The 26201-nt window shown below is 69.1% G+C and carries 29 protein-coding genes, 1 other RNA gene and 1 pseudogene; 15 read left to right on the forward strand and 16 right to left on the reverse strand.

What is annotated here, in order from left to right; genetic code table 11:
* Nucleotides 1-8 precede the first annotated feature (8 nt).
* A complete protein-coding gene (locus tag J2W45_RS05815) occupies nucleotides 9-689 on the reverse strand; it encodes a tyrosine-type recombinase/integrase (RefSeq protein WP_310129747.1) in 681 nt (226 codons plus the stop codon).
* Between the two features lie 101 nt (nucleotides 690-790).
* Between J2W45_RS05815 and J2W45_RS05820 the strand changes: the two genes are divergently transcribed.
* Both J2W45_RS05820 and J2W45_RS05825 read left to right on the forward strand, forming a co-directional pair.
* On the forward strand, nucleotides 791-1585 hold the full coding sequence (locus J2W45_RS05820; RefSeq protein ID WP_310129749.1) for a hypothetical protein: 795 nt from the start codon (nucleotides 791-793) through the stop codon (nucleotides 1583-1585).
* A gap of 98 nt (nucleotides 1586-1683) precedes the next feature.
* On the forward strand, nucleotides 1684-1815 hold the full coding sequence (locus tag J2W45_RS05825) for a hypothetical protein (RefSeq protein WP_310129750.1): 132 nt from the start codon (nucleotides 1684-1686) through the stop codon (nucleotides 1813-1815).
* A gap of 42 nt (nucleotides 1816-1857) precedes the next feature.
* On the opposite strand, the gene J2W45_RS05830 is transcribed toward J2W45_RS05825, so the two are convergent.
* From J2W45_RS05830 to J2W45_RS05840, 3 genes are all read right to left on the reverse strand, one after another.
* Complete coding sequence (locus tag J2W45_RS05830) at nucleotides 1858-2061, reverse strand: hypothetical protein (RefSeq protein WP_310129752.1); 204 nt, start codon at nucleotides 2059-2061, stop codon at nucleotides 1858-1860.
* A gap of 307 nt (nucleotides 2062-2368) precedes the next feature.
* Complete coding sequence (locus J2W45_RS05835; RefSeq protein ID WP_310129754.1) at nucleotides 2369-3028, reverse strand: hypothetical protein; 660 nt, start codon at nucleotides 3026-3028, stop codon at nucleotides 2369-2371.
* Between the two features lie 322 nt (nucleotides 3029-3350).
* Nucleotides 3351-3854, reverse strand: a complete 504-nt coding sequence (locus J2W45_RS05840) for a Z-ring associated ZapG family protein (RefSeq protein ID WP_310129756.1) — start codon at nucleotides 3852-3854, stop codon at nucleotides 3351-3353.
* 170 nt (nucleotides 3855-4024) lie between these two features.
* On the opposite strand from J2W45_RS05840, the pseudogene J2W45_RS18420 reads away from it, so the two are divergent.
* Both J2W45_RS18420 and J2W45_RS05845 read left to right on the forward strand, forming a co-directional pair.
* Nucleotides 4025-4141 (forward strand): annotated as a pseudogene (locus J2W45_RS18420) (helix-turn-helix domain-containing protein); the annotation flags it as partial.
* Nucleotides 4142-4256: 115 nt separating this feature from the next.
* Nucleotides 4257-4850 (forward strand): hypothetical protein, encoded by a 594-nt coding sequence (locus J2W45_RS05845; protein WP_310129758.1) that lies wholly within the window; start codon nucleotides 4257-4259, stop codon nucleotides 4848-4850.
* Here the strand turns inward: J2W45_RS05845 and J2W45_RS05850 are convergent.
* The 5 genes from J2W45_RS05850 to J2W45_RS05870 all read right to left on the reverse strand — a co-directional run bounded on the left by J2W45_RS05850 (nucleotide 4847) and on the right by J2W45_RS05870 (nucleotide 7293).
* Nucleotides 4847-5182 (reverse strand): helix-turn-helix domain-containing protein, encoded by a 336-nt coding sequence (locus tag J2W45_RS05850; protein WP_310129760.1) that lies wholly within the window; start codon nucleotides 5180-5182, stop codon nucleotides 4847-4849. The two genes, J2W45_RS05845 and J2W45_RS05850, sit on opposite strands and share 4 nt — an antisense overlap.
* A gap of 19 nt (nucleotides 5183-5201) precedes the next feature.
* Nucleotides 5202-5630, reverse strand: coding sequence for a hypothetical protein (locus J2W45_RS05855; RefSeq protein WP_310129762.1), 429 nt, complete (start codon nucleotides 5628-5630; stop codon nucleotides 5202-5204).
* Nucleotides 5631-6144: 514 nt separating this feature from the next.
* Nucleotides 6145-6459 (reverse strand): HigA family addiction module antitoxin, encoded by a 315-nt coding sequence (locus J2W45_RS05860; RefSeq protein WP_310129763.1) that lies wholly within the window; start codon nucleotides 6457-6459, stop codon nucleotides 6145-6147.
* Between the two features lie 5 nt (nucleotides 6460-6464).
* Complete coding sequence (locus J2W45_RS05865; protein WP_310129765.1) at nucleotides 6465-6746, reverse strand: type II toxin-antitoxin system RelE/ParE family toxin; 282 nt, start codon at nucleotides 6744-6746, stop codon at nucleotides 6465-6467.
* A 70-nt stretch (nucleotides 6747-6816) separates the two neighbouring features.
* Nucleotides 6817-7293, reverse strand: a complete 477-nt coding sequence (locus tag J2W45_RS05870; RefSeq protein ID WP_310129767.1) for a hypothetical protein — start codon at nucleotides 7291-7293, stop codon at nucleotides 6817-6819.
* A gap of 178 nt (nucleotides 7294-7471) precedes the next feature.
* On the opposite strand from J2W45_RS05870, the gene J2W45_RS05875 reads away from it, so the two are divergent.
* Entirely contained in the window at nucleotides 7472-7900 is a 429-nt protein-coding gene (locus J2W45_RS05875) for a YciI family protein (protein ID WP_310129768.1), read from the forward strand.
* Nucleotides 7901-7937: 37 nt separating this feature from the next.
* Nucleotides 7938-9173, forward strand: a complete 1236-nt coding sequence (locus J2W45_RS05880; RefSeq protein ID WP_310129769.1) for an RNA polymerase sigma factor — start codon at nucleotides 7938-7940, stop codon at nucleotides 9171-9173.
* 66 nt (nucleotides 9174-9239) lie between these two features.
* On the opposite strand, the gene J2W45_RS05885 is transcribed toward J2W45_RS05880, so the two are convergent.
* Both J2W45_RS05885 and glnA read right to left on the reverse strand, forming a co-directional pair.
* On the reverse strand, nucleotides 9240-12266 hold the full coding sequence (locus J2W45_RS05885) for a bifunctional [glutamine synthetase] adenylyltransferase/[glutamine synthetase]-adenylyl-L-tyrosine phosphorylase (RefSeq protein ID WP_310129771.1): 3027 nt from the start codon (nucleotides 12264-12266) through the stop codon (nucleotides 9240-9242).
* A gap of 10 nt (nucleotides 12267-12276) precedes the next feature.
* On the reverse strand, nucleotides 12277-13614 hold the full coding sequence (gene glnA / locus J2W45_RS05890) for a type I glutamate--ammonia ligase (RefSeq protein WP_310129774.1): 1338 nt from the start codon (nucleotides 13612-13614) through the stop codon (nucleotides 12277-12279).
* A gap of 102 nt (nucleotides 13615-13716) precedes the next feature.
* Here glnA and J2W45_RS05895 point away from each other — a divergent pair, with 102 nt between their 5' ends.
* The 3 genes from J2W45_RS05895 to panB are packed head-to-tail and all read left to right on the forward strand — an operon-like array spanning nucleotide 13717 to nucleotide 15258.
* The gene (locus J2W45_RS05895) at nucleotides 13717-13977 is read left to right on the forward strand and encodes a hypothetical protein (protein WP_310129776.1); all 261 of its coding nucleotides are present in this window, start codon (nucleotides 13717-13719) and stop codon (nucleotides 13975-13977) included.
* Nucleotides 13974-14360, forward strand: coding sequence for a type II toxin-antitoxin system VapC family toxin (locus tag J2W45_RS05900; RefSeq protein WP_310129777.1), 387 nt, complete (start codon nucleotides 13974-13976; stop codon nucleotides 14358-14360). Before J2W45_RS05895 ends, J2W45_RS05900 begins: the two co-directional genes overlap by 4 nt.
* Nucleotides 14361-14406: 46 nt before the next feature.
* Nucleotides 14407-15258, forward strand: coding sequence for a 3-methyl-2-oxobutanoate hydroxymethyltransferase (gene panB, locus J2W45_RS05905; RefSeq protein ID WP_310129778.1), 852 nt, complete (start codon nucleotides 14407-14409; stop codon nucleotides 15256-15258).
* Here the strand turns inward: panB and J2W45_RS05910 are convergent.
* Nucleotides 15255-15464, reverse strand: a complete 210-nt coding sequence (locus tag J2W45_RS05910; RefSeq protein ID WP_285116406.1) for an SPOR domain-containing protein — start codon at nucleotides 15462-15464, stop codon at nucleotides 15255-15257. The genes panB and J2W45_RS05910 overlap by 4 nt on opposite strands.
* Nucleotides 15465-15476: 12 nt before the next feature.
* Here J2W45_RS05910 and map point away from each other — a divergent pair, with 12 nt between their 5' ends.
* Genes map through J2W45_RS05930 form a run of 4 tightly spaced genes read left to right on the forward strand, consistent with a single transcriptional unit; the run spans nucleotide 15477 to nucleotide 20471 of the window.
* On the forward strand, nucleotides 15477-16343 hold the full coding sequence (gene map / locus J2W45_RS05915; RefSeq protein ID WP_310129781.1) for a type I methionyl aminopeptidase: 867 nt from the start codon (nucleotides 15477-15479) through the stop codon (nucleotides 16341-16343).
* Nucleotides 16344-16372: 29 nt separating this feature from the next.
* Nucleotides 16373-17206, forward strand: a complete 834-nt coding sequence (gene ppgK, locus J2W45_RS05920; RefSeq protein WP_310129783.1) for a polyphosphate--glucose phosphotransferase — start codon at nucleotides 16373-16375, stop codon at nucleotides 17204-17206.
* Nucleotides 17207-17211: 5 nt separating this feature from the next.
* Complete coding sequence (locus J2W45_RS05925) at nucleotides 17212-19755, forward strand: ATP-binding protein (protein ID WP_310129785.1); 2544 nt, start codon at nucleotides 17212-17214, stop codon at nucleotides 19753-19755.
* Nucleotides 19752-20471 carry a response regulator gene (locus tag J2W45_RS05930; RefSeq protein ID WP_310129786.1) on the forward strand — a complete coding sequence of 240 codons (720 nt, stop codon included), beginning with the start codon at nucleotides 19752-19754 and terminating at the stop codon, nucleotides 20469-20471. The genes J2W45_RS05925 and J2W45_RS05930 overlap by 4 nt, the downstream gene beginning before the upstream one ends.
* A gap of 4 nt (nucleotides 20472-20475) precedes the next feature.
* On the opposite strand, the gene rnpB is transcribed toward J2W45_RS05930, so the two are convergent.
* From rnpB to J2W45_RS05950, 4 genes are all read right to left on the reverse strand, one after another.
* Nucleotides 20476-20845: RNase P RNA component class A (gene rnpB / locus J2W45_RS05935), an RNA gene on the reverse strand.
* 67 nt (nucleotides 20846-20912) lie between these two features.
* The gene (locus J2W45_RS05940) at nucleotides 20913-21647 is read right to left on the reverse strand and encodes a zinc ribbon domain-containing protein (RefSeq protein WP_310129787.1); all 735 of its coding nucleotides are present in this window, start codon (nucleotides 21645-21647) and stop codon (nucleotides 20913-20915) included.
* Between the two features lie 88 nt (nucleotides 21648-21735).
* The gene (locus J2W45_RS05945; protein ID WP_310129789.1) at nucleotides 21736-22554 is read right to left on the reverse strand and encodes a Nif3-like dinuclear metal center hexameric protein; all 819 of its coding nucleotides are present in this window, start codon (nucleotides 22552-22554) and stop codon (nucleotides 21736-21738) included.
* Nucleotides 22555-22648: 94 nt separating this feature from the next.
* On the reverse strand, nucleotides 22649-24856 hold the full coding sequence (locus J2W45_RS05950; protein WP_310129791.1) for a purine-cytosine permease family protein: 2208 nt from the start codon (nucleotides 24854-24856) through the stop codon (nucleotides 22649-22651).
* A 59-nt stretch (nucleotides 24857-24915) separates the two neighbouring features.
* On the opposite strand from J2W45_RS05950, the gene J2W45_RS05955 reads away from it, so the two are divergent.
* Together J2W45_RS05955 and J2W45_RS05960 are read left to right on the forward strand one after the other, a co-directional pair.
* Entirely contained in the window at nucleotides 24916-25722 is an 807-nt protein-coding gene (locus tag J2W45_RS05955; RefSeq protein WP_310129793.1) for a thymidylate synthase, read from the forward strand.
* Nucleotides 25719-26201, forward strand: coding sequence for a dihydrofolate reductase (locus J2W45_RS05960; RefSeq protein WP_310129795.1), 483 nt, complete (start codon nucleotides 25719-25721; stop codon nucleotides 26199-26201). Before J2W45_RS05955 ends, J2W45_RS05960 begins: the two co-directional genes overlap by 4 nt.

The following is a 26201-nucleotide window of genomic DNA, read 5'->3' on the forward strand; positions in this document are numbered from 1 at the left end:
CCAGCGATTCATTTGGCTGACGCCTTGTCAGTCCGCAAAGAGTCCGCACGAGTTGCAGGACGGTCCGCGTAAGCGGCCGACACCGCGGCTCGTGCGGACTCGTCTTTGTCTGGCCACATGTGCCCGTACGTGTCCAGCGTTGTCTTCGCCGAGGCGTGCCGTAGTCGAGCCTGGACTGTCTTGATGTCGAGGCCGGCGGCTATGAGCAGTGACGCGTAGTAGCGCCGCAGGTCGTGGATTTGGAAGCCCTCAGTCACGCCGTCGACGGTGGTGCGTGAGAGTTTGAACGCCGTCTCGATTGTGTAGGGCGCGACGGGGCGGCCATAGGCGCCGACGACGAGTGTGCTGCTCCCCCACTGCACCGGGATCCTGTTCTGCTCGAGCGCTACCTCTTGAGGAATCGGGATCGGCGTCTTGGACATATCGGTCTTGAGGGGCTCGGCCGGATACTGAATCGCCGGTGAGATGATTCCGCGCATGAAGTCGACGTCGGAGACTCGCAGAGCGGCGATCTCCGCCACTCTGAGGCCGGCGAAGGCGCCTAGTAGGATGACGGGGCGAAAGTGCTCGGGCAGCGCGTTGTGGAGTGCCCAGATCTGCGCTGTGGGGGCGACGTAGGGGCGTTGCTTTGCCGCACCTGGCGAGGTGCGCCGACTTACCGGGGATCGGGGCACGATGCCGTCGTGCACGGCGTCCCGCGGACGCAACAGACAAGCTGTCTCAGCAGTTGCCTGGGCTGGGTCAAGTCAACCTTGATGCGTCACAGGCAAATATTCAGTACAACTCGTCGGTGGCACAGGCCGTCGCGACGACGAAGGAGTATGGCAAGGGCCTCGATGTGACGACGGACTCAGGCCGTCGCAACATGGGTGCACTGAACGATATTGCGTCCGCCGCTACGTCGTTGATTGCAGCGCAGGCGAAGGCTGGCACGTCGACGGACGTGTTGACGGCGAATATGGCGTCGGCGCGGCAGGCGTTCATCAACGCTGCGATTGCTGCCGGTGCTACGGCGGATCAGGCGAACAACCTAACGGACCAGTACGGCTTGATTCCGAAGAACGTTTCGACGGCGGTTCAGGTCAGCGGCCTTGATGACGCGAAGAACAAGGTCATCGGTTTGCAGCAGTGGATCAACTACCTGCACGGGAAGACCGTCTTTGTGGACGCTGTGGTGAACGCTCCTGCGGGCGCACCGGGTCGCGGAAACGTCGGCTTCCGCGACGGAGGCACGATCCCCCTTCACGCTGCAACTGGCCTGACGGTCCCGGGTTCGGGCGTCTCGTGGGTGGACTCAGTGCCGGCGATGCTGGCGCCGCTGGAAGAGATCATTTCCAATCGGTATGGGCAGGCGTCGAACAACCGGATGTTGTTGAAGGCGATCAACAGTAATGCCCGCCCAATGCAGATTGCACAGATTGCGAATCGGCAGGCGGGCGCTAGCGCGGCACAAGCCCCGGTGAACGTCTATGTCAGTTCCAACGGCGTAGACCTCACAAAGTTCATCCAGGTCCAGGTCGAGCAGGGCGGCCAGCGGTTGTTCAGCCAGGCGGCACAACAACTCAACGCCGGAAGGACGTGGTGATGCTACGCAATCCGCTGGTACACGAGTTGACCAACCCTGTGAAACGAGCCCACCTTTATGTGGCTCCGTGCACTATCACCCAGGTTTCGCCTCTGATGGTGACCGTGGAAGGGGCAACCAACATCCCGGGCGTCTCAATCGCCGGCGTCACCTATTCGCTCGGTCCCGCGAACGCGCTCATGTCTGACGGCCAGGCCGGTAAGCCGATCATCCTGCCGATCGGGCCGTGACAGCCAATCCTTTCCGGCACGTCGCTTGCGGCGCGGTGAAACTCAATCCGCCTCTAGAAATAGGATCTGCGACGCCGCATTGAGAAAGATGCGGTTCGTTCCAATTCCGTCACCTAGCGGGTATTGAAGATCGTGCCAACCGCCACCGCTTGCGATGATCTCTCTGAAAGTCTGGGTCATGCGCTCCATGGCCGCATGCGTAGTCGCATTTCCGACCAGGACTCCGCCGATGTAAAGCTTCCACATGCTGGCGACGGTAGCGCGGGCCTATGGCAAAACCTAGCGGGGGTGTCTTTCCGCTACGCCCGCATGCCGCCTAGTGTGCAGCACGTGGCGGGCATCAATGGATTCAGCCGTTCCCTGCTTCGCCGGGTCGAAGGCGACGAGTGGGCCGACTTCCCGCGACTTGGAGGGGCGCTGCCCTCAATCGTGCGTTTACCCATGAGTTGTGCGGCTTACGAAGAGTTGTGGCTCACGTCGGAAAATCAGTGGCCGACGTTTGAGACTGTTGGGTTTGTCCAGCGGGGCATCGCCCGAGCCGTTGGTGATTAGCTCAATCGATCACACGCACTCGCGGCTCGCCCGGCAACCGAATCTTGGCCGGCCCCGCATTGAGCTGACCTCGGGGGTCACGGTTCCAGACGCGGCCTTCAGCATCGGTGAATTGCAGGTAGGTGGCGAATTCCAGGTCGCCTCGATTGTTGTAGCCGGTCTCGCGCGTCAGATCCATCCTGAGCTTTAGGGTGATTCTTAGCTTTTCGCCGGGGAGTAACCGCGCTACCACCTCGTGGGCGAGGAAGTCGCCGCCGTCTGGGAGATACGAAAACGCCTCCTCGTCGACGCTGGCAATACGCCCGGATACGTTCGAGATTGCGTCGTCGCTAGCGTTCGCGATTGTGCTGGTCCAATACACGAGTTGGATGCCAGGTGGTATGTTCTCAGGCTTGTACGGGTCGAACTTGTAGTAACGGTCACCTTCGATGCCGTCGAAGATCGGGTAGCTGATGTGGACAGCGCGAGCCTGGCGCCTCTCCCTCTCGGCCGCTTCCCTAGCACGCAGCTGGTTTTGTTGCCGAATTAGGTAGAGCGATACGAACACCGCGGCTACCGTCCCCACCGCGGAAAACCAGGCTGCAGCGTTGGCGGAGTGTGCGACGCGACTGAGGAACTCGACGACTGCGGTCCAGACAGCGACTATCCAATCCCCCAACATACCGTGAGCGTAGCAACACCGGGCCTCTACCCGGCCGGATGCGGGTTCGGTGGGCCATCCCAGTAGCCGTGCGACGTGCGGCTGTCGTATCGCACTAGGTCGTCGGCGCGCTCGAGCGATTCACACACAGCCATGAGACGTCGTTCGGCGGGATCAATGTGCCACCTGACGACCAAGTAGCTGTCTTTGCCGCTCTTGTCCGTGTAGCGGCGGATCACGGCATTCGGGACCCCAGGGTCGTCGCGCATGACTAGCCAGGTGTCCCTGTCGTAGCGAATTGGCTTTGGTCGTGTCACGCAATTCATTAGAACATACGTTCGAATCAGCGCGAATCGCAGTCCTTGCGGTCGGGCTGCGCCTCTTGGCAGTACTCGGAAAGGACACCGCCATAGGCCAAGTCATATTCACCGTAATTGAACGTGTAGACGTACTTGTCGCCGCCGATCGGCGGCAGTGCCTTATACAGTTCTTCGGCCCGTTGCCAGGCATCGGAAGTTCCATACACCGACATCTGATTGACGCTGGTCTTGAAGTCATGGCGCGCCTTCAAATACCTCGACATCAACGCTTCGTTGCCCAGAAGCTCTTGGTCCGTATGGCCGGCCTCAAGATAATTTTGAGCGGCGATGGAAGCCCAGCCATAGTCGTTCCCGTAGTCCAGCAGCTCATCGAACAGCTTCTCCCGTTGCTGCTCGAGCTTGGCAGTCCGATCATGAACGTCCTGAAGGTTGGAGGAAATCACAGTTCCAGCTAGGACCGACACCGCGCCGATAACTGTTCCGGCGAACCCAATGAGGGCAATTCGCCACTCGTCCCTGGTTGTCATCTTGGCCTCCCGCTTTCACATAGCGCCGAGGTTGCCTCAGCGGTGAATTTCTCATGGCCGCAACTCTAGAGTCTTCCTCACTTTGTTCACCAGCTCCCGGAGCGGCGACCGTCCAGCCCTAGCTAAGGGTCGCCACTGCGCTACCATCCACGCATGGGAGCAAGGTCAACGCCAAGGCAGCAGCAAAGGTGCGCACCCTGAAAGCACAAGGCCTGTCGGCAGGTGACATAGCGCGTGCCGTTGGCGTGTCCAGGGCGACCGTCTACCGCTACCTCGACAGCGACTGACACCCCTCCCCCAGCCCCCCTTCGTCGGAACGCGCGAGGGGCGCTACATCGCGTCACGCCTTCGGACAGTGATGGGAACTCGGTTTGTGTTTCAGGAGTCGGATATTCTCAGGCGGTGCGTAAGCGTTGGACATGGTGGGCGGTGGCCGCAGTGGTCTTTTCTGCTGCCTTCATCGTTGGCGGCTACTGGGCGGTTAAGACTTACAAGCTTGACGGCAATCTGATCACTGCGTTGTTCACGGCGCTGGCTGCGGTGGGTGCTGGCGTCTCGGCTTTCGCAGCGTTTCTTTCTGCACAACAGAGTTCAGCCACTGCGCGAGACGCACTGCGCGCTTTGAGTTTGGCTGGACGCCCCGCTCTTGAGGTCTTGCTTGTTCGGGTGGAGGGCAAGTTTGGAGTCATGATCGGTCACCGCTTAGTCGAGCCGAAGATGGATCGAGCCGTTATGAGATGGAACTTGCGCGATGGCCGGCAAGGACAAAGTGACTTCAGTGCAGCGTTCGAGTCCGCGGGGCACGCGAAGGTTGTGGCCATACCGGGCGATTTCCCGACGATTAAGGGTTCCGACGTGATCACGGTCGACTTCTGGGGTAAGACGGGTCCGGTCGGCTGGCGACTAAGACAGGTTTACAACTACAAACCCTTCGAAAAGTCCGCAACGGATGTGCTGAAATACCCTGCGGAGGAACGCACAGATGAGATCCCTTAGTCACGACCGTTGCTGTTCGCTGCCGCGGCGTTGCGCCGCCTTGTGATGGCTGCGCGACGACCCGCCTCGGAGCGCGGAGATTGCTGCCAGGGGTCTACAACTGACGGCGGCGTCAGGGCAGCCAATACTTCGCTGATGTAAAACCGCCATTCGCGACCGACCTTGAAGCCGGGGATGTACCCCCAGTGCGCCTTCTGGGCCACAGTGTAGGTGGACAACTTAAGGTAGGCGGCCAACTCTTCGATTGCCACCGGCTCCTCGTCCGCCGGTTTGAGGACTGCCCGCAGTTCTTCGCGAATAATCTGACGTAAACGCTCTTCGGTGATCTGCATGCCGGAATCGTACGTCGGCCTACTGATCTGAAAGCAGCGCTCGCGATTTGATCTTGCGGAAGTCCGGCTCGGCCCTCCACCTCAGTTCAAAGTACATATCAGACTTCCACTTCGATTGCGGAGTCACCTCAACACTTGCTGAAATCGCTTCGCCTTGCTCGAGCGTCGTCTTACTACTGAGAACCGCGCTCCCCGATCCCGAGTGTTGGTGGACGCCCCACCACTCCACGTCGCGCATTACGCCCATACCTTGGTTGATGGCGCGAACATGTCGACTCTCGTGTAGACCCGATTCAAGGACTCGCAGTCTCGATCTGCTGTCGAATTCCAGCTGTGGTCTTGGGCGATAGACGATCGAACGGGTCAACGTGGTCACCGACGCGGCAGCGGCAACAAGAGAAACAATCAGCGCAAGCAATGCCATAACAAATGCGGTTGTCGGCTCCATATCGTCACGATAGTGACGCCGACCGGGCTCATGGAAGCGTCGCGAGCCCCCTCCGTCCTGTTGTTATGGTGCACCTATGGCTCTCACCTACGAATTGATCAGACTGCCAGACGGAACAAGCGAGATGTGGACGACGGACCGGATGATTGGCCACGTCATGAGGGGCGAAAGGGGATGGCACGTAGTGGGTGACTCCGAGCATCAATACGAGGACGCCGACACTCTGTCGAATCTGATTCAAAGCGGCCGGGTCAACGGATTTTGACCGCGAAGGGAACAACGCATGCAGTCCGCAGTTAGTCCGCAGGACTACCGCCAGCGTATTATGGCCGCCAACAGCGGCCAATCACGGAATTGGCTTCTGACCGGGGTAAACAGGCAGAGCCAATGGCCGCCGAGCGTTTGATTGAAGTACGAGCTGTACTACGGCGTCTGAGCCGAGCGCTCCCGCAGCACGAGAGGGCCGCATCCCGCACGGGATGCGGCCCTCTCGCCGTTTGGTCGTACCGAGTGATCACACGGCGACGAGCGGACGGATCTCGTCGAACTCGGCGGCGTGGGCCTCCAGTGCGCGCTCCAGGTCGTAGTGCGCCTGCAGGTTGAGCCAGAACTCCGCGGTGGTGCCGAAGGCGCGTGCCAGCCGCAACGCGGTGTCGGGCGAGATGGCCCTCTTGCCTGCGACGATGTCGCCGATCCGCTGGGCCGGGACATGGAGCGCCTTCGCCAGCGCGTACTTGGTCAGGCCGAGGGGCACCATGAACTCCTCGTACAGCACTTCGCCCGGTGTGATGAAGTCGGCCATCGGATCCTCCCCTGCTCGTTCGTCCATCGCTCTCAGTGGTAGTCGACGATCTCGACGGCTTCTGGGCCGCCGCTCGTCCACCGGAAGCAGATGCGGTATTGGTCGTTGATGCGGATGCTGTACTGGCCGGCGCGGTCGCCGCTCAGCTTCTCGAGCCGGTTTCCCGGCGGTACCCGACAGTCGTTGAGATCGGCCGCCGCGTTCAGCATGGCGAGCTTGCGGCGGGCGATTCGACGGACATCCGGGCCGAACCGCTTCACCGGGAGACCGGACCACACCTCCTCCGTGAAACGATCGGCGAAGGAGTGGAGCATGCTCCATAGTAACGCGGGGCGTTAATAACGTCAAGCGTGATGTGGCAACGAGGCTGGGCGTTCTAGCTCGCTAGAAAAGGGTTAGGAATATGCCGATCGCTGTGACGATAAGGCCGAATGCGGTGATGGCTATGCCTCCGAGGGCAAAATCGCGTACCCCTGCCTCGACGATATGACGTTGCCGAGCGTCCATGCCGTCCAGTTCGCGAAGTGCGTGGCCGGACTCTGACTTGGCGATGAGGAGCATCGCCCGGTCTTGCTGGATGTAGCTCGCCAGCATCTGAAGTGCTTGGTCGGTATCGTGCGGCAGTTCATAGCTGCGGTCGTCAACTTCGGTGCCCCAAGCACCTGCCCCACTCACGCGCAGACGTGGGCCGCGGCGCCACTTCGGGTTGATGGTCTGCGCTATCCGCCGCCCCAGGTCCTTTGCGACCCTCTTGAGTGTGCCTCGAGTCGCATACCGTCGATATGTGCTGCCGAGGCCGAAGAGCGCGACCAGCACGCCGGCTATTTGCACCCACGTCCCGACGATCTGGTAGACGGTCACATCGGCAGGCTACCAGCGGGCGCCGCGAGGCGGGATCGCAGGAGACCGTGCGTGAGAAGATGCGGCCCTCTCGCCGTTCCGGAACTTTTTTCGCGACCCCTGTCGACCTTTCCCTCCCCCGTTCGACACGATGGTAGGAGGGTGCGTCCGAAGCACCCCGGACGTGAGGGAGACTCCCATGAAGTACATGCTGATCATGCGCTCGAACGACGCGGCCAAGGAGGCCTACGAGGAGATGGACTTCAACGAGGTCATCACCCGGATGGGTCAGTACAACGAGCAGCTGATCGCGGCCGGCGTGCTGCTGGCGGGCGACGGGCTCGCGGACGACGTCGCCGAGACCGGGTTCGTGGTCGACTTCTCGTCGAATCCTCCCGCCATCACTGACGGCCCCTACGGGGAGACGCACGAGCTGTTCAACGGCTTCTGGATCCTCGAGGTCAGCTCGAAGGAGGAGGCCGCCGAGTGGGCGAGCCGGTGCCCGCTGGGCCCGGGGTCGAAGCTGGAGGTGCGGCGCGTGACCGACGAGAGCGACTTCGCCGCCTACGCCGACAACGAGTACCTGCAGAAGGAGGCCGAATGGCGGGAGGCCGCCAAGAAGGCGTGAGCCGTCGGCGCCGAGGGCAGGACGGATTCAGCGGACCATGAACGACATCCCGGCGAGGGTCGACGCCGTCTGGCGCATCGACGGGGCGCGCGTCGTCGCGACCCTGGCGAAGGCGACCGGCGACGTCGGCCTCGCCGAGGATCTCGCCCAGGAGGCGCTGGTGGAGGCGCTTAAGCAGTGGCCGAGGGATGGCGTGCCCGCGAACCCCGGCGGCTGGCTGACCGCAGTCGCGAAGCGCCGGGCGATCGACCACTGGCGCCGCCGCGAACGGCTCGACGACCGGTACCGGGCGATGGCGTCCGCGCTGGAGGAGACCGTCGAGGATGCCTGGGAGCCGATCGACGACGACGTGCTGCGGCTGGTCTTCACGGCCTGCCATCCCGCACTCTCCCGGGAGGGGCAGGTCGCGCTGACCCTGCGAATCGTTGCGGGCCTCAGCACAGGGGAGATCGCGCGGATGTACTTCGTCCCGGTCGCGACGATGCAGCAGCGCATCGTGCGGGCCAAGAAGACCATCCAGGCGGCGCGCATCCCGTTCGCCGCCCCCGAGCCGGCCGAGTGGAAGGAGCGGCTCGCCGGGGTGCTCAGCGTCGTGTACCTGGTCTTCACCGAGGGGTACGCCGCGACGTCCGGGCGCGAGTGGATGCGCGCGGACCTCGCGAACGAAGCGCTCCGGCTCGGCCGGATGGTCGCCGCGCTGCTCCCCCGCGAGCCCGAGGCGCACGCACTGGTCGCGCTGATGGAGTTCCAGGCCGCGCGGTTCCCCGCGCGCACCCGGCCGGACGGGTCGCCGGTGCTGCTCACCGAGCAGGACCGCACGCGCTGGGACCGCTCGCAGATCCAGCGCGGACGGGCGGCGCTCGCGCAGGCGGACGCGCTCGGCCGGGGGCGCGGGCCGTACGCGCTGCAGGCGGCGATCGCGGAAGTACACGCGCTCGCGCCGAGCGCGGAGCGCACGGACTGGGACCGGATCGTGCTGCTCTACGAAGCGCTCGGACGCATCGCGCCGAGCCCGGTCGTCGACCTCAACCGCGCGGCGGCGGTCTCCATGGCGACGGGGCCCGCGAACGCCCTGCTCATCGCCGACGAGCTCGCCGCGCGCGGTGCGCTCAGCGGATCGCACCTGCTGCCGAGCGTCCGCGGTGAGCTGCTCGCCCAGCTGGGGCGCACAGAGGAGGCGGCGGCCGAGCTCACCACGGCCGCCCGGCTCGCCGGGAATGAGCGCGAACGACAGGTGCTGCTCGACAAGGCCGACCGGCTGCGCCACGGTTGACGCCGGCCGGGCTCCGCGCACGGTGCGACCCAGGATCCCGCTAGCCGGCCGCGCTAGCCGGCCCCGCTACGCGGTGGTCGCCGGCCGCTGCGGCAACCCGTAGAACGCGCGCTCGAACACCGCGCGCGCACGCCGCGTCACCGCCAGGTAGTCCTCCTCCAGGCGGCTGGCCGACCCCGGCGGGTACTCCAGCAGCCGCGCGACCCCGTCGAGGGCGACGCGGTCGGCCGGCAGCACGTCGGCGGTCTTGTTCGTCCAGAGGGTCATGGCCGAGCGGGTGCGGGAGGCGAAGACCCAGGCGTCCCGGAGCCGTGCGGCGTCCTCTTCGGAGACGAAACCGTGCGCGGTCGCCGCGGCCAGCGCATCCAGCGTCGACGGTGTCCGCAGGTCGGGGACGGCGGCGGCGTGCTGAAGCTGGATGAGCTGGACGAACCACTCCACGTCGCTCAGCGAGCCGCGGCCCAGCTTGAGGTGCCGCGACGGGTCGGCGCCCTGCGGGAGCCGCTCGTTCTCGACGCGCGCCTTGATGCGCTTCACCTCGCGCACCTCCTGCTCGCCGATGGCGGACGGATAGCGCACCTCGTCGGCGAGCTGCTCGAAGTCCGCGAGCAGCGCGGCATCCCCCGCGACGCCCCGGGCGCGCAGCAGCGCCTGCGCCTCCCAGGTCAGCGACCAGCGGCGGTAGTAGGCGCGGTACGACTCGAGCGAGCGGACGGGCGGACCGTTCTTGCCCTCCGGCCGCAGGCCGATGTCGAGGTCGAGCGGGAGGCGGTTGTCCTCCGTGAGCCGGTTCAGCTCGGAGACGATGGCGAGCGCGCTCCGGTTCGCGGCCTCCTGCTCCGCGGCGAGTGGACGGAACACGTACATGACGTCGGCGTCGGAGCCGAAGCCGAGCTCGCGTCCACCGAACCGGCCCATCCCGATGACGGCGAACTCCAGCTGGTCGGCGTCGTCGCGGGAGGCGCGGATCGCCTGGAGCACGCCGGCGATGGTGTTCTCGGTGACGTCGCTGAGGCCGTGGGCGAGCTCCTCGATAGTGGCGAAGCCGAGGATGCCGGAGACGGCCAGTCGCAGGATCTCGCGCCGGCGCATGGCGCGCAGGGCGACCGCGGCGGTGTCGACCGACTCGTGCCGCGCCAGGATCGCGGCCGTCTCCTCGCGGAGCAGCGCCGCGGGCCGTGGGCGCAGTTCGTCCTCGGACTCCAGCCAGGCGACCGACTCGGGGATGCTGCCGAGCAGCTCGCCGGCGAAGCGCGATCCGGCCAGGATGCGCGTGAGTCGCTCGGCGGCGCCCGTGGAGTCGCGCAGCATCCGGAGGTACCAGTGCGTGCTGCCGAGTTCTTCGCTGAGCCGGCGGAAGGTGAGGAGTCCGTAGTCGGGGTCCGGACCGGCGGCGAACCACTGCAGCATCACCGGGAGCAGGTGGCGCTGGATGGTCGCCCGCCGCGACACGCCGGACGTGAGCGCGGCGATGTGCGCGAGCGCGCCGCGCGGGTCGCGGAAGCCGATGGCCGCGAGCCGGGCCTCCGCCTGGGCGCTCGTGAGGCCCGCTCCCCCGGCCAGGCGGGCGTCGTCGGCCGGCGTGGCCGCGACGGCGCTGAGCAGCGGCCGGTAGAACAGCCGCTCGTGCAGTCCGCGCACGCGGTGCTTGATCGCGTTCCAGGTGACGAGCAGCTGGTCGGCGTTCGGGGCGAGGCCCGTCGCACGGGCCAGGATGCGCACGTCCGCCTCGTCGCGCGGCATGAGGTGCGTGCGGGTCAGCCTCCGCAGCTGGAGCCGGTGCTCCATCAGGCGCAGCGCGCGGTAGTCCTGCGAGAACATCGCCGACTCCTCGCGCCCGATGTAGCCCTGCGCCGCCAGCGCGGCGAGGGCGGAGAGCGTGTCGCGCTGCCGCACCTGGTCGTCGGTCTGGCCGTGGACGAGCTGCAGCAGCTGGACGGTGAACTCGACGTCGCGCAGGCCGCCCGGCCCGAGCTTCAGCTGGTAGTGCACCTCGTCGTCGGGGATGTGGTCGGTGACGCGCTCGCGCATCCGCTGCACCGACTCGACGAAGTTCTCGCGGGAGGCGCTGCTCCACACCTTCGGCGCCAGTGCTTCGACATAGCGGTCGCCCAGCGCTTGGTCGCCGGCGAGCGGCCGCGCCTTCAGCAACGCCTGGAACTCCCAGCCCTTCGCCCAGCGGTCGTAGTAGGCGATGTGGGAGTCGAGGGTGCGGACGAGCGCGCCGTCCTTGCCTTCGGGCCGCAGGTTCGGATCGACCTCCCACAGCCCCGGCTCGATGGCCGGCTCGTGGATGCCGCGCATGGTGAGCATCGCGAGCCGCGTGGCGATGTCGACGGCCCGGCCCGGCTCCAGCCCGGCGTCCTCGACACCCTCGGTCACGAAGATGACGTCGACGTCACTGAGGTAGTTGAGCTCCCGGGCGCCTGCCTTGCCCATCCCGATCACGGCCAGCGGGGTGGCGCGCACCTGGTCTTCCCGGAAGCGGCCGGGTCCGGTGCCGGAGGCCATCCGGCGGGCGACGGCGAGCGACGCCTCCAGCGCCGCGGCCGCCAGGTCGCTGAGCGCCGCGGCGACCTGGTCGAAGCCAGCCACCGGGTCGTCCTGTGCGAGATCGAAGCTCGCCAGCTGCACGAGCCGGCGGCGGTAGCGGATGCGGAGGGCCGTCCACGCGCTCTCGTCGTCGGCGGCCGCGACGCCGTCCACCGCACCGACCGCGTCGAGGAGGTCGTCGCGGACCTCGTCCGCGGTCGGAAGGGCGTCGATGGGATGCGCGAGCGCGGTCAGCTGCGCCGGCTGCCGCAGGAAGAACTCCGCGACGCCCTCCGACGCGCCGATGACCCGGAACAGCCGGCGTGCATCCACCTCCGAGCGCAGCACAGCGGCCGCCTGCTCGGGGGCCTGGCGCAGCAGCCGCAGGGCGGCGGCGAGCGCCGTATCCGGGTCGGCGGCGACCGAGATCGCCGCGAGCAGGGACTCCCCGTCGAGGCCGGTCTGCTCCGCGAGCTGGTCCAGCTCGTCGCGGACCGAACTCAACCCCACGAACCCGGCGCGCGCCAGGGAGGTGAGGGAGAGCTGCTGCTGCCGCGTCACGACGTGCGGGTCAGAGGATCTCGAGGTTGGTCCGCAGCTCGTAGGGGGTGACCTGAGCGCGGTACTCCGACCATTCGCGGCGCTTGTTGAGCAGCACGTAGTTGAACGCCTGCTCCCCCAGCGTCTCGGCGACCAGCTCGGACTCCTCCATCAGCGAGATGGCGTGGTCGAGGCTGGCCGGCAGCTGGCTGTAGCCGAGTGCGCGCCGCTCGCCGTCGGAGAGCGCCCACACGTTGTCCTCGGCCTCGGGCGGGAGGTCGTACTGGCCCTCGATGCCCTTGAGGCCCGCCGCGAGCAGCAGCGAGAACGCGAGGTACGGGTTGGCCGCGGAGTCCATGGCGCGGTACTCGACCCGCGAGCTCTGCCCCTTGTTCGGCTTGTACAGGGGGACGCGCACCAGCGCGGACCGGTTGTTGTGGCCCCAGCTGACGAAGCTGGGCGCCTCGTCGCCGCCCCACAGCCGCTTGTAGGAGTTGACGAACTGGTTCGTGACGGCGGTGATCTCCGGCGCGTGCCGCAGGAGACCCGCGATGAAGTGGCGGCCGATCTTGGAGAGCTGGTACTGCGCGCCCGGCTCGAAGAAGGCGTTGGTGTCGCCCTCGAACAGCGACATGTGGGTGTGCATGCCGGATCCCGGGTGGCCCTGCAGCGGCTTCGGCATGAAGGTCGCGTACACGCCCTGCTCGATCGCCACCTCCTTGATCACCGTGCGGAACGTCATGATGTTGTCCGCGGTGGTGAGCGCGTCGGCGTAGCGCAGGTCGATCTCGTTCTGGCCTGGTCCCGCCTCGTGGTGGCTGAACTCGACCGAGATGCCGAGGTCTTCGAGCATCCGCACCGACCGGCGGCGGAAGTCGTGCGCGGTGCCGCCCGGGACGTTGTCGAAGTAGCCGGCGGAGTCGACGGGCTCGGGGCCCTCCTCGCCGAACGCCGACGACTTGAGCAGGTAGAACTCGATCTCGGGATGCGTGTAGAAGGTGAAGCCGCGGTCGGCCGCCTTCTCGAGCGTCCGCTTGAGCACGTTGCGCGGGTCGGAGACGGCGGGCTGGCCGTCGGGCGTGGTGATGTCGCAGAACATGCGCGCGGTCGGGTCGACCTCTCCGCGCCACGGCAGGATCTGGAACGTCGTCGCATCCGGCAGGGCGAGCAGGTCGGACTCGTAGGCGCGAGTCAGGCCCTCGATGGCTGACCCGTCGAAACCGAGGCCCTCGCTGAACGCTCCCTCGACCTCGGCCGGGGCGATGGCGACGGACTTGAGGGTGCCCACGACATCGGTGAACCACAGCCTCACGAACTTGACGCCACGCTCCTCGATCGTGCGAAGAACGAAGTCGCGCTGCTTGTCCATCCTGCCCCTTTCCTCGGCCGCTCCCAGACTACTGGCTGCGGGGTGCAGGGACCGCGCAATCCAGCGGTGCAACACCGGGACGTGCGGTGGTACACTTCCCGCATGCCGACGCAGCTCGCCCGCACCCAGATCACGCACACCCCGCAGGTTCAGCGCGCCATCGACGTGGCGCGGGAGCGGTGGTCCGACGACTCGGACGGCAAGCTCCTCCTCCACCTCATCGAGGAAGGCGAGAGGAGCGTCCGCGACGACCGCAGGATGGAGACCGAGCAACGCCGCGCGGAGCTGGAGCGGATGAGCGCCAGGTACCGGGGCGTCTTCACCGAGAGCCTCGACTCGATCCGCGAGGGCTGGCCCGAGTGACCATCGCCGTGGATGCGGGAGTGCTGATCGCCCTGCTCGACCCGGACGACGCCCACCACCCTGCGGCCGTGGAGGCGTTCGCCGTCGGAACCCGGTACCTCGTCCATCCGGTCAACCTGGCGGAGGCGCTCGTCAATCCCGAGCGGGCGGGCGTCGGCGTCGAGGCGTTCGAAGACTTTCAGCGCTTCGGGGTGATACCGACGTCCCTCGGTCCGAACGGACCACTCCTGCTGGCGCGTATCAGGGCCAAGCACCGACTGCGCATGCCCGACTCCTGCGCCCTCGCCCTGGCTGTCGGCAACGACATCCGGCTCATCACCTTCGACAAGCAGCTGGCGTCCGCCGCATCCACGCGGGGTCTGTACGAGCCCGTGCCCGTCTGAGCCGGGCACCCGCCGCCGGCACCCGCGCCGTCACTAGACTGGCCGCATGAGTGAGCAGTCACCGGTGCCCTCCGTCCATCCCACGACATCGTCGATGCAGGCGCTGAAGCGGGTGCGCACCCGCCACTTCCAGGCGGCGAAGGAGGAGGGCGCGCCGTTCACCGGGCTGACCAGCTACGACATGCTGACGGCGCAGATCTTCGACGAGGCCGGGATCGACTTCCTGCTGGTCGGCGACTCGGCCGGCAACAACGTGCTCGGCTACGACACCACCCTCCCGGTGACGGTCGACGACCTGATCCCGCTCACGCGCGCGGTCGCCGGAGCGGTCAAGCGGGCCTTCGTGGTCGCGGACATGCCGTTCGGCTCGTACGAGACGGGTCCGCTGGAGGCGCTGCACACCGCGGTCCGCTTCATGAAGGAGACCGGCGCGCACGCCGTCAAGCTGGAGGGCGGCCGCCGCAGCGCGGAGCAGATCCGCCGCATCGTGGATGCGGGCATCCCGGTCATGGCGCACATCGGCTTCACCCCGCAGAGCGAGCACGGCCTCGGCGGCCACCTTGTGCAGGGGCGCGGCCAGGCCGCGGAGGACCTGCTCGCCGACGCGCACGCGGTCGAGGACGCGGGAGCGTTCGCGGTCGTGCTGGAGATGGTCCCCGCCGACGTCGCCAAGCGCGTCACCGAGGAGCTGCGCATCCCGACCGTCGGTGTCGGCGCCGGTCCCCACGTCGACGGTCAGCTGCTGGTGTGGACGGACTGGGCCGGGTTCACGACCGGTCGCGTCCCACGGTTCGTCAAGCAGTACGCCGACCTGAAGACCGTGCTCGCGGATGCGGCCCGCGCGTACAAGGCGGACGTGCAGGGCGGGGCGTTCCCCACCCAGGAACACAGCTTCTAGCGGTTGTCCGCCGCGTCCTCCTCGGCCCACTTGGCGGAGTTCTCGCGGAGCTTCTCGAGCGCGTGCTCGGCCTCTTCGCGGGTGTCGAACGGGCCCACGCGGTTCGGCGCGGGTGACAGGAAGCCCTGCTCGACCTCGCCGGTCTTCATGTTGTACCAGTACTTGTGCTCGGCGTCCTGCTTGATGCCGTACTCGTCGCTCGTCATAGAGTTGATCGTATGCCCAAGGATTCCGCCGGTCACCTCATCCCCGGCCGCGTCACCGCGATGCGCCCGGTGCCGAGCCGCATCCCGCGGCCGGAGTACGTCGGCCGTCCGGGACCGGCGCCGGCCACCCGCGGCGACGTGTACACGCCCGACGAGGTGGAGCTGATCCGCGAGTCCGGACGGATCGCCGCGCAGGCGATCGAGGCGGTCGGCGCGGCGGTGCGTCCGGGCGTGACGACCGAGGAGCTGGACGCGATCGGGCACGAGTTCCTGCTCGCCCACGACGCCTACCCCTCCACCCTCGGGTACCGCGGCTACCCCAAGTCGATCTGCAGCTCCGTCAACGAGGTCGTCTGCCACGGCATCCCCGACGACACGGTGCTGGAGGACGGCGACATCGTCAACATCGACATCACCGCCTTCAAGAACGGCTTCCACGGGGACAGCAACCAGACCTTCATCGCCGGGACCGCCTCCGAGGAGGTCGCCCAGCTCGTCGAGCGCACGCGCGAGGCGCTCAACCGCGGGATCAAGGCGGTCGCACCCGGTCGTCAGGTCAACGTGATCGGGCGCGCCATCGAGTCGTACGCGAAGCGGTTCGGCTACGGCGTGGTGCGCGACTTCACCGGCCACGGCGTGGGGGCGTCCTTCCACTCGGGCCTCATCATCCCCCACTACGACGCGGCCCCCGCCTACGACGACGTGATGGAGCCCGGGATGGTGTTCACCATCGAGCCGATGCTGACGCTGGGCACGCACGAGTGGGAGATGTGGGCCGACGACTGGACCGTCGTCACCCGCGACCGCAGCATCACCGCGCAGTTCGAGCACACACTCGTCGTCACCGAGCGCGGGGCCGAGATCCTCACCCTCGCCTGACGGGCCGCCGGGCGCGGTAGATTCGGAGCATGACTTCGCAGAAGCACGCGATCGGCATCGACATCGGCGGCACGGGGATCAAGGGGGCTCTGGTCGATCTGTCGACCGGCGAGCTCCTCAGCGACCGGGTCAAGCTGCCCACCCCGGCCGGCGGCAAGCCCGACGACATCGTGGAGACGACGAAGGAGATCGTCGCACAGCTGGCGGCCGAGGAGCCGAACGCGCCGGTCGGCGTCTGCTTCCCCGCCATCGTCAGCCACGGCGTCACCCTCTCGGCCGCCAACGTCGCCAAGGACTGGATCGGCCTCCACGCCGAGAACCTGTTCGAGAAGGCTCTCGGGCGCGACATCCACTTCGTCAACGACGCCGACGCCGCCGGGTACGCCGAGACGCGCTTCGGCGCGGCCAAGGGCAAGGACGGCCTGGTCATCATGACCACGCTCGGCACGGGAATCGGGTCCGCGCTCATCTACGACGGCATCCTCATCCCGAACGCCGAGCTCGGCCACCTGGAGATCGACGGTCACGACGCGGAGTCGCGCGCGGCCTACTCCGCCAAGGAGCGCGAGGACCTCAGCTGGGAGAAGTGGGCCAAGCGCCTGCAGAAGTACTACTCGACCGTCGAGTTCCTGTTCACGCCGGACCTCTTCATCGTCGGCGGCGGAGTGTCGAAGAACTACCAGGAGTTCCTGCCGCTGCTGAAGCTCAAGACCCCGATCGTGCCGGCCGTGCACCGCAACAACGCGGGCATCCTGGGCGCTGCGGCCCTCGCGGTCCGCGGCGAGCGCCGGGAGCGCGGCGAGCGCGGTCGCAGCGGCGAGGTGGGCACGCCCGACGACGTGCCCGCGCCCACTCCGGCCTGACGAGGATGCCTCGGGGCCGCCTGCGGGTGATGCTCGGCGCGGCGCCCGGCGTGGGCAAGACGTTCGCCATGCTCGAAGAGGGCGAGCGGCTGCGCGGGCTGGGTACCGACGTGGTGGTCGCGGTCGTGGAGACGCACGGCCGCGCGGCGACGGCGGCGCTCCTCGACGGGCAGGAGGTGGTGCCGCGACGGCTGGTGGAGCACCGCGGCGTGACCCTCAGCGAGCTGGACCTGGATGCGGTGCTCGCCCGGCATCCGCAGGTCGCGCTGGTGGACGAGCTGGCGCACACGAACGCGCCCGGCTCCGACCACGACAAGCGCTGGCAGGACGTGGAGACGCTGCTGGATGCGGGGATCGACGTCATCTCGACGGTCAACATCCAGCACATCGAGTCGCTGAACGACGTGGTCGAGCAGATCACGGGCGTGCCGCAGCGGGAGACCATCCCGGATGCGGTGCTGCGCCGGGCGGACCGGATCGAGCTGGTGGACCTGGCGCCGCAGGCGCTGCGCGACCGGCTCGCCGAGGGTGTCGTCTACCCCGCGGCCCGGGTGGATGCGGCCCTCTCGAACTACTTCCGGCTCGGCAACCTGACCGCGCTGCGCGAGCTCGCGCTGCTGTGGCTCGCCGACGAGGTGGACAGCGCCCTGCAGCAGTACCGAGCCGAGCACGGCATCGCGGGCACCTGGGAGGCCCGGGAGCGCGTCGTCGTCGCGCTGACCGGCGGACCGGAGGGCGAGACGCTGCTGCGCCGCGGCGCGCGTATCGCGGCCCGCAGCTCGGGCGGCGAGCTGCTGGCGGTGCACGTGAGCAGCCAGGACGGCCTCCGCGAGGCGGCGCCCGGGGTGCTGGCGAATCAGCGCGCGCTCGTGGAGCAGCTGGGCGGGAGCTACCACCAGGTGGTCGGCGACGACATCCCGCGCGCCCTGGTCGAGTTCGCACGCGGCGAGAGCGCCACGCAGCTGGTGATCGGCGTCTCGCGGCGGAGCCGGCTGTCGGCGCTGCTGACCGGGCCGGGGATCGGCGCGACCGTGATCCGCGAATCCGGCGACATCGACGTGCACATCGTGTCGCACGCGCGCGCCGGCGGCCGGTTCTCGCTCCCCCGGCCGCGCGGAGGGCTCACGGTGCGGCGCCGGGTCTACGGTTTCCTGCTCGCCCTCATCGGGGGCCCGCTGCTGACGCTGCTGCTGACGAGCGTCCGCTCCGGGGAGTCGATGACGGCGGACGTGCTCAGCTACCAGCTGCTCGTCGTCGTGGTCGCGCTCGTCGGCGGCATCTGGCCCGCGCTGTTCGCCGCGCTCCTGTCGGGGCTCACCCTCGACTTCTTCTTCGTCGACCCGCTCTACACGATCACCGTCGGGGAGCCCCTGCACCTGCTGGCGCTCATCCTGTTCGTCATCATCGCGGCGCTGGTCAGCCTGGTGGTCGACCAAGCCGCGCGGCGGTCGCGGGCGGCGCTGCGGGCGGCGGCCGAGGCGGAGCTGCTGGCGACCGTCGCCGGCGGGGTGATCCGCGGCGAGGATGCGGTGCAAGCGCTGGTCACCCGCACCCGCGAGGCCTTCGGGCTCGGTGGGGTGCGGCTGGTGCTGCACGGGGCGGACGGCGCGGATGAGGTGCTCGCGAGCGACGGAGACGCACCGCTGTCGGAACCGGCTCAGCGGCTGCCGGTGCGGACCGGCCAGGAGTCGCGCGCGGGCGAGGCGCGCGGCGGCCCGGAGGGCCGGGTCTTCCTCGAACTGCGCGGCCGCGACCTCGAGGCCGGGGACCGACGGCTCCTGTCGGCGATCGTCGCGCAGCTGGAGGCGGCATTGGAGCACCGCGAGCTCACCGCGGCGGCCGCGGAGCTCGCCCCGCTGGCGGAAGCCGACCGGGTCCGCACGGCCCTGCTCGCCGCTGTCGGGCACGACCTGCGGCGTCCGCTCGCCGCCGCGACCGCCGCGGTCACCACGCTCCGCCAGTCGGATCTGACGTTGAGCGACGAGGACCGGGAGGCGCTGCTCGAGACGGCGGAGGACAGCCTCCAGGGACTCGCCGGGCTCGTCACCGACCTGCTCGACGCCAGCCGGGTGCAGGCGGGCGTGCTCGCGGTGTCCCTCGCCCCGACGGAGCTCGACGACGTGATCCTGCCCGCCCTCGACGAACTGGGCGTCGGGCCGGGCGACGTGGAGCTCGACCTCTCCCCCGACGTGCCGCCACTGCTGGCGGACGGCGTGCTGCTGCAGCGGGTGCTCGTGAACCTGCTCGGCAACGCCCTCCGCTACAGCCCCGAGGGCGCCCGCCCGGTGCTCGCAGCGAGCGAGTTCGCGGGCACGGTGCAGCTGCGGGTCGTCGACCGCGGACCCGGCATCCCGGCCGAGCGCCGGGAGGCGGTGTTCGCGCCGTTCCAGCGCCTGTCGGACACGGACAACGATTCGGGCATCGGGCTCGGCCTCGCGCTGTCGAAGGGCTTCGTCGAGGGGATGGGCGGCACGCTCGACGTCGAGGACACTCCCGGCGGCGGCCTCACCATGGTCGTGTCGCTGCCGGCGGCGAAGGGGGACGAGTGAAGATCCTGATCGCGGACGACGACCCGCAGATCCTGCGCGCCCTGCGCATCCTTCTCGCCGCCCGCGGCTACGACGTGCTCACCGCGCGCACCGGCGCGGAGGCCCTGTCTGTCGCCGTGGACGAGCATCCGGACCTGGTGATGCTCGACCTGGGGATGCCGCAGCTGAACGGCATCGAGGTGATCGAGGGACTGCGCGGCTGGAGCAGCGTCCCCATCCTCGTCGTCTCGGGACGCACCGGCTCCGGCGACAAGGTGGATGCGCTCGACGCGGGAGCGGACGACTACGTCACGAAGCCCTTCGCCGCCGACGAGCTGCTGGCCCGCATCCGCGCCCTCACCCGCCGGCAGACGTCCGCCACGGACGAGCCGGTCGTCGCCTTCGGGGACGTGACGGTCGACCTGGCCGCCCGCCAGGTCACCCGCCGTGGGGACGACGGCGCGGTGCACCCGGTGCGGCTGACGCCGACCGAGTGGCAGATCCTCGAGGTGCTGCTGCGCAACCCGCGGCGGTTGGTCACGCGGCAGTCGCTGCTGACCCAGGTGTGGGGACCGCAGTACACGAAGGACACCGGCTACCTGCGGCTGTACCTCGCGCAGCTGCGGAAGAAGCTGGAGCCGGAGCCGTCACGCCCGCGCTACCTGCTGACCGAGCCCGGGATGGGCTACCGGTTCACGCCCGACGGCGACGCTGAGGCCGCCGCGCCTGCGCCGTGAGAAGGGAATGGGCCGGCTGATACGCCGGGTTCTGTCACGGTGCCGAAGCACCGCGGACGGCCATCTATCTCGGGACGACGTCACCGCCGCCCTCCAGCGGTCTACCCGGGGACGAGACGAGCAGCCTCATGGTCCCCTGTCCGACCTTGCTCCGGGCGAGGTTTACCCAGCCGGCCGGGTCACCCCGGCCGCTGGTGGTCTCTTACACCACCGTTTCACCCTTACCGGGGACTCGCGTCCCCGGCGGTCTGCTTTCTGTTGCACTTTCTCGCGGGTTGCCCCGGGTGGGTGTTACCCACCGCCCTGCTCTGCGGAGCCCGGACGTTCCTCGGCGGCCCGCTGACGCGGACCGACGCGACCGTCTTGCCGACCCATTCCGGCCTCAACCCTAGCGCAGGCGCCTCCGGAGCCGGTCGCTGGACGTCGGACGCCCTGGGCCGGTCAGAGCCCGGAGTCCTCCCCGCGCACGAGGATGGCGCCGCTGTCCGGGCAGAGCACCACGTCGTCGGCCGCCGCGCGGCGGATCTCGGAGAGGTCGGACTCGGTGAGCTTCACGTTCGACCCGAGCGAGACGCCGCGGACGAGCGCGGCCGCCCCGATGCCGTACCGCGCGCGCTGCCGCTCGTACAGTTCGATGAGGTCGGCCGGGAGCGCCTCGGCGATCGTGGCCCGGTCGGCCGCGGCCGCCTTGCGCTGCGCGTCGAGCTTGCCCGCCTCCTCGTCGCGCTGCGCCTCGAGCGCGGCGACCCGGCCGTCGAGCTCCGCGCGTTCCGCCTCGACGGCGGCGAGCGCCTCCTCCAGCGTCTCGACGCGCTCCATGACGGTGAGCTCGATCTCCTCGAGGTCGTCCTTGCGCTTGGCGAGGGAGGCCAGCTCCGCCTCGAGCGCCTGCACGTCCTTCACCGAGGAGGTCTGCTGCACGCGGTCGCTGTCGCGCTTGACGCGCGCCTCGACGATCTCGACATCCGACTCGACGCGCTTCAGCTCCGCCCGGGCGTCCTCCAGTTCGCCGGTCGCGGCGATCCACCGGGCACGCAGGGCCTCGATCTCGGGCTGCAGCTTCGTCAGCTCGACGGCCTGAGGCAGGTTCTTGGTGGCGTGTGCGAGCTGCGCCAGGCGCGTGTCCGCGGACTGCAGGCGCAGGAGCTCGTTCTGATCGGCGGGGCTGGCTTTCACGATGCGGTGCTTCTTTCGTGCGAGGTGTCGGGATGCGGGGTGACGGCGTACAGGCGTGTCGCCCGGCGCGTGATCGGGTCGATGGCGCTCATTGCAGGATCGCGAAGTCCCACGGATCGGTGCGCAGCTCGCTGACGGCGACCTCCACGCCGGGCAGCGCCTCCCGGAGCTTCTCGGCGGCCGTGTCGAGCCAGAGCCACTCGCTCGCCCAGTGCGAGACGTCGAGCAGAGCCGGGCCCCCACCGAGCACCGCCTGCTCCCGGGCTTCCGAAGCGGGATGGTGCCGCAGGTCAGCGGTGATGTAGACGTCCGCCTCGCGCACGGCGGGCGTACCGAGCAGGGAGTCGCCCGCGCCGCCGCAGACGGCGACCCTGGTCGCGGGCTGGTGGTAGTCGCCGGCGGCGCGCACTCCCCCGGCGGTCGGCGGGAGCAGGTCGGCGACGGCCCGTGCGAGCTGGCCCAGGGTGGTGGGCTGCGCCAGGTCGCCCACCCGACCGATGCCGGTGACGCCGTCGGCCGCCGGGGCGATGGGACGCGCGTCGCGCAGCCCGAGACGCGCGGCGAGCACGTCGCTCGTGCCGTCGGCGACCACGTCCGCCGTCGTGTGCGCGGCGTAGAGCGCCACGTCCTCCCGGATGAGGCGGGCCAGCAGCGCACCCTTGTAGCGGTCCTCCGCCACCGTGGTGACCCCGCGGAGCAGCAGCGGGTGGTGCGCGATCAGCAGGTCTGCACCCGTGTCCACGGCCTCGTCGACGGTCGCCGCGACGGCATCGACGGCGAGCAGGATGCGCTCGATCGTGGCCTCGGGATCTCCGGCCACCAGGCCGGACGCATCCCAGCTCTCGGCACCGGCGAGCGGCCAGAGCTGCTCGACGGTGTCGCGGACGGAGGCGAGGGTGTGAGGCACGTCGATCAGCCTACGGGATGCCGATTCGCGCCGACCCTGCCGGATCGGTTCTGTGGAGAACGCTCCGGCTGTGGAGGAATCCGCCGGCCGCCGATCAGGCGATCAGACGCCCCGCCTCTTCCGCTTGCTCCTGCTCCCGGATGGCCGGCGCCGCGGAGACGAGCGCGCCGAACAGCCCGATCGCCAGGGCGGCCACCACCCCGATGTTGCTCGTCCCGATGCCGGCGCCGGGGTCGATCCCGACCAGCCGGAACAGGTAGCCCTCCCAGGCGAGCCACGGCAGCGGCGAGCTGATCGCACCGAGCCCGACCACCGTCGCCACAACGAGCAGCGCGACATTGGTCCAGCGCCAGTCCGGGTAGACGCCGCCCCGGGCGAGCAGCGACTGCTGATGGAATCGCCGCGTCCGCAGCATCATCTCGCCCGAGAAGATGCCCACCCAGGCCGCGACCGGCACCGAGAGGGCGGTCGGCACCCCGCGCACGACCGACGCGAGGTCGGTGACCGTGGCCGCCAGCACGGCGCCGACGATCGCGATCGCCGCCCCCGCGACGACGGTGCTCCAGCGGCGGCCGAGGCGGACGCCCGCGGCGTCGAGCGTGAATCCGGCCGAGTACACGGTGAGCACCAGCGCGGAGATCAGCGACAGCCCGACGGCGAGCAGCAGCGGCACGGGGTACCAGGCGGGCAGCCCGAGCATGGTCAGCGCCGCGACCGGGTCGCTCGCGAGCGCGCCGGCCATCCCGGGCTGCGAGGCGGCGAGCAGGCCGCCGTAGGAGACGAGGATGAACGGAGGTACGCCCGCGCCGAACGTCGCCCAGAGCATCGCGGCGCCGCCCGACGAGAGCGGCCGCTGGTACCGGGCCACCTCCGCGCTGCTCATGGCCCACGCGAGCCCGACGTAGCTGAAGACCAGCACGGCCCCGGTGACGACGTGCGTCCAGAACGCGTCGGGCACCGCGAGCGCGCGCGCCACATCCACGTGCCGCCAGGTCGCCATCACCATCAGGCCGATCAGCACGGCCGACGCGATGGTGAGCACCAGCTGTACCCGCGCCACCAGGCGGTAGCCCGTGTACGCGATCAGCACGGCGAGCGCGATCGTGACGATCAGCGCGGTCACCGTCGCGCCGGCCGCATCCCCCGCCCACCCCTCGGCGGCCGTCAGCGATCCGGCGGCGGAACCCGCCAGCCACAGCAGCACCGAGCCCCAGAACAGTTTCACGAGCAGGGCGAGCACGGTCGGGATGAGGTTGCCGCGCATCCCGAACGACGCCCGCGACACCACCATCGTCGGCTGCCCGCTCCACTTGCCGGCGAGCGTGCCGAGCCCGAGCGGGAGGAAGGAGAGGGCGACGCCGACGAGCGTCGCGACGAGGAGCTGACGAAGGCTGAGGCCGAGAACGAACAGGGTCGCGCCGACGCCGACGCTGATGAGCGAGGAGGTGCCGGCGAACCAGAGCCAGAACATCCGGGATGCGCGCCCCACCCGCTGGTCGAGCGGCGTCGGTTCGAGGTCCGCCTCCTCAGGGGTGAGGAGGCTGATCCGGGTGTGGCGGCCGCGAGGGACGTCGTGCTCGTCCGGGTCTGCGACCGGATGCGCGGCGTCGTCCTCGAGTGGTGGCTCGGCATCCGGGGCGGCGGTCGCGTCGGCCGGGGCCGCTGCATCCGGGGTGTGCGCCTCATCCGGTACGACCGGTGCCATCAGCGCGACCGACGGCGCGACGGGCAGCACGGGCACCGGCTCGGAGTCGCGCGGCGCCGCCTCGGGCGGCACGAGGTCGAGCGGCTCGGCACGGGCGACGGGACGGAAGGTCGGCGGGCTGACCGCCTCCGCGAGCGTCTCGGGCTCGGCGCGCGGCACCGACGCGGCGCGTGGCTGAGGCTCGGCCGCGGGCACAGGCTCGGTCCCGGCCACGCTCTCACCCGCCGGACGCTGGATCGGGATGGCCGCCGTGGCCACCCACTCGCTGAACGTCGGCTCCGGCCCGGTCGGGGCGCGTCGCACCGGGAGGTCGTCGAAGCTGATCCGCTCGGTGGGCGGCCCGGCCCAGCCATCCGCCGCAGCCTCGTCATCGGCATCGGCATCGGCGTCGCCGTCGGCGACCGCATCCGTGTCGGCCTCCGAGTCCGCCGCAGCGTCCTCTTCCGATCCCCCGTCGCGGGCCGACTGCGTGCCGGGCGCGGCCGTCGCCCGCGGCACGACGATCGGGATGGCCGACGTGATGCGCGCGACCTCCTCCTCCAGCACACCGGCGAGCTCGTCGTCGCTGTGCCGCTCGCCGCGCGCTGTGCCGTCCATGACGCCAGACTACGACGCGGCGCGCCCCGTTCGAGAGCCCCGGCAAGTAGCATCGGAGCGTGAGCGCGATCCCCACCCCGTACGAAGACCTGCTCCGCGACGTGCTGGCGAACGGCGCGCATAAATCGGACCGCACCGGCACCGGCACGCGCAGCGTGTTCGGCCGCCAGCTGCGGTTCGACCTGGCCGAGGGCTTCCCGCTCATCACGACCAAGCGCGTCCACTTCAAGTCGATCGCGTACGAGCTGCTCTGGTTCCTGCGCGGCGACAGCAACGTCGGGTGGCTGCGCGAGAACGGCGTGACGATCTGGGACGAGTGGGCCGACGAGCGCGGCGAGCTCGGCCCGGTGTACGGCGTGCAGTGGCGGTCGTGGCCCGCGCCGGACGGACGCCACATCGACCAGATCCAGCAGGTGATCGACACCCTGCGCACGGACCCCGACTCGCGCCGCATCATCGTCTCCGCTTGGAACGTCGCGGACATCCCTGACATGGCGCTCGCCCCGTGCCACGCCTTCTTCCAGTTCTACGTCGCCGACGGCCGCCTCTCCTGCCAGCTGTACCAGCGCAGCGCCGATATGTTCCTCGGCGTCCCCTTCAACATCGCGAGCTACGCGCTCCTGACGATGATGGTCGCCCAGCAGGTCGGCCTGGAGCCCGGGGAGTTCGTCTGGACGGGCGGCGACGTCCACATCTACGACAACCACCTCGAGCAGGTGGAGGAGCAGCTCACGCGCGACCCGTATCCCGCACCGCGGCTGCGGTTCGCCCGGAAGCCGGACAGCATCTTCGACTACCGCTTCGAGGACTTCGTGGTCGAGGACTACCAGCACCACCCGGCCATCCGCGCAGCGGTCGCCGTATGACGCTCGCGCTGATCTGGGCGCAGGCCCGCGACCGCGTGATCGGCGCCGACGGCGGGATGCCGTGGCACCTCCCGGAGGATCTGAAGCGCTTTCGCGATCTGACCGGCACCGACCCGGTCGTGATGGGCCGGCGCACCTGGGAGTCGCTTCCCGAGCGCTTCCGCCCACTGCCCGGGCGCGCGAACGTCGTCGTCACCCGGCAGCCGGACTGGAACGCGGACGGCGCGCAGGTCGCGCACGCGGTCGAGCAGGGCCTCGCCGCGGCCGGTGACGCCTCCACCGTCTGGGTGATCGGCGGCGCCGAGCTCTACCGGCAGACCCTTCCGCTCGCGGATCGGCTGGAGGTCACGGAGATCGACCTCGAGGTGCCGGGCGACACCCGCGCCCCCGAGCCCGGCGAGGGATGGACGGTGCACGCGGGCGAATGGGCGACCGCCGCGAACGGCACCCGGTACCGCTTCCTCACCTACACGCGGTAG

This window comes from Leifsonia shinshuensis (assembly GCF_031456835.1).
In the GTDB taxonomy this organism is placed as follows: domain Bacteria; phylum Actinomycetota; class Actinomycetes; order Actinomycetales; family Microbacteriaceae; genus Leifsonia; species Leifsonia shinshuensis_C.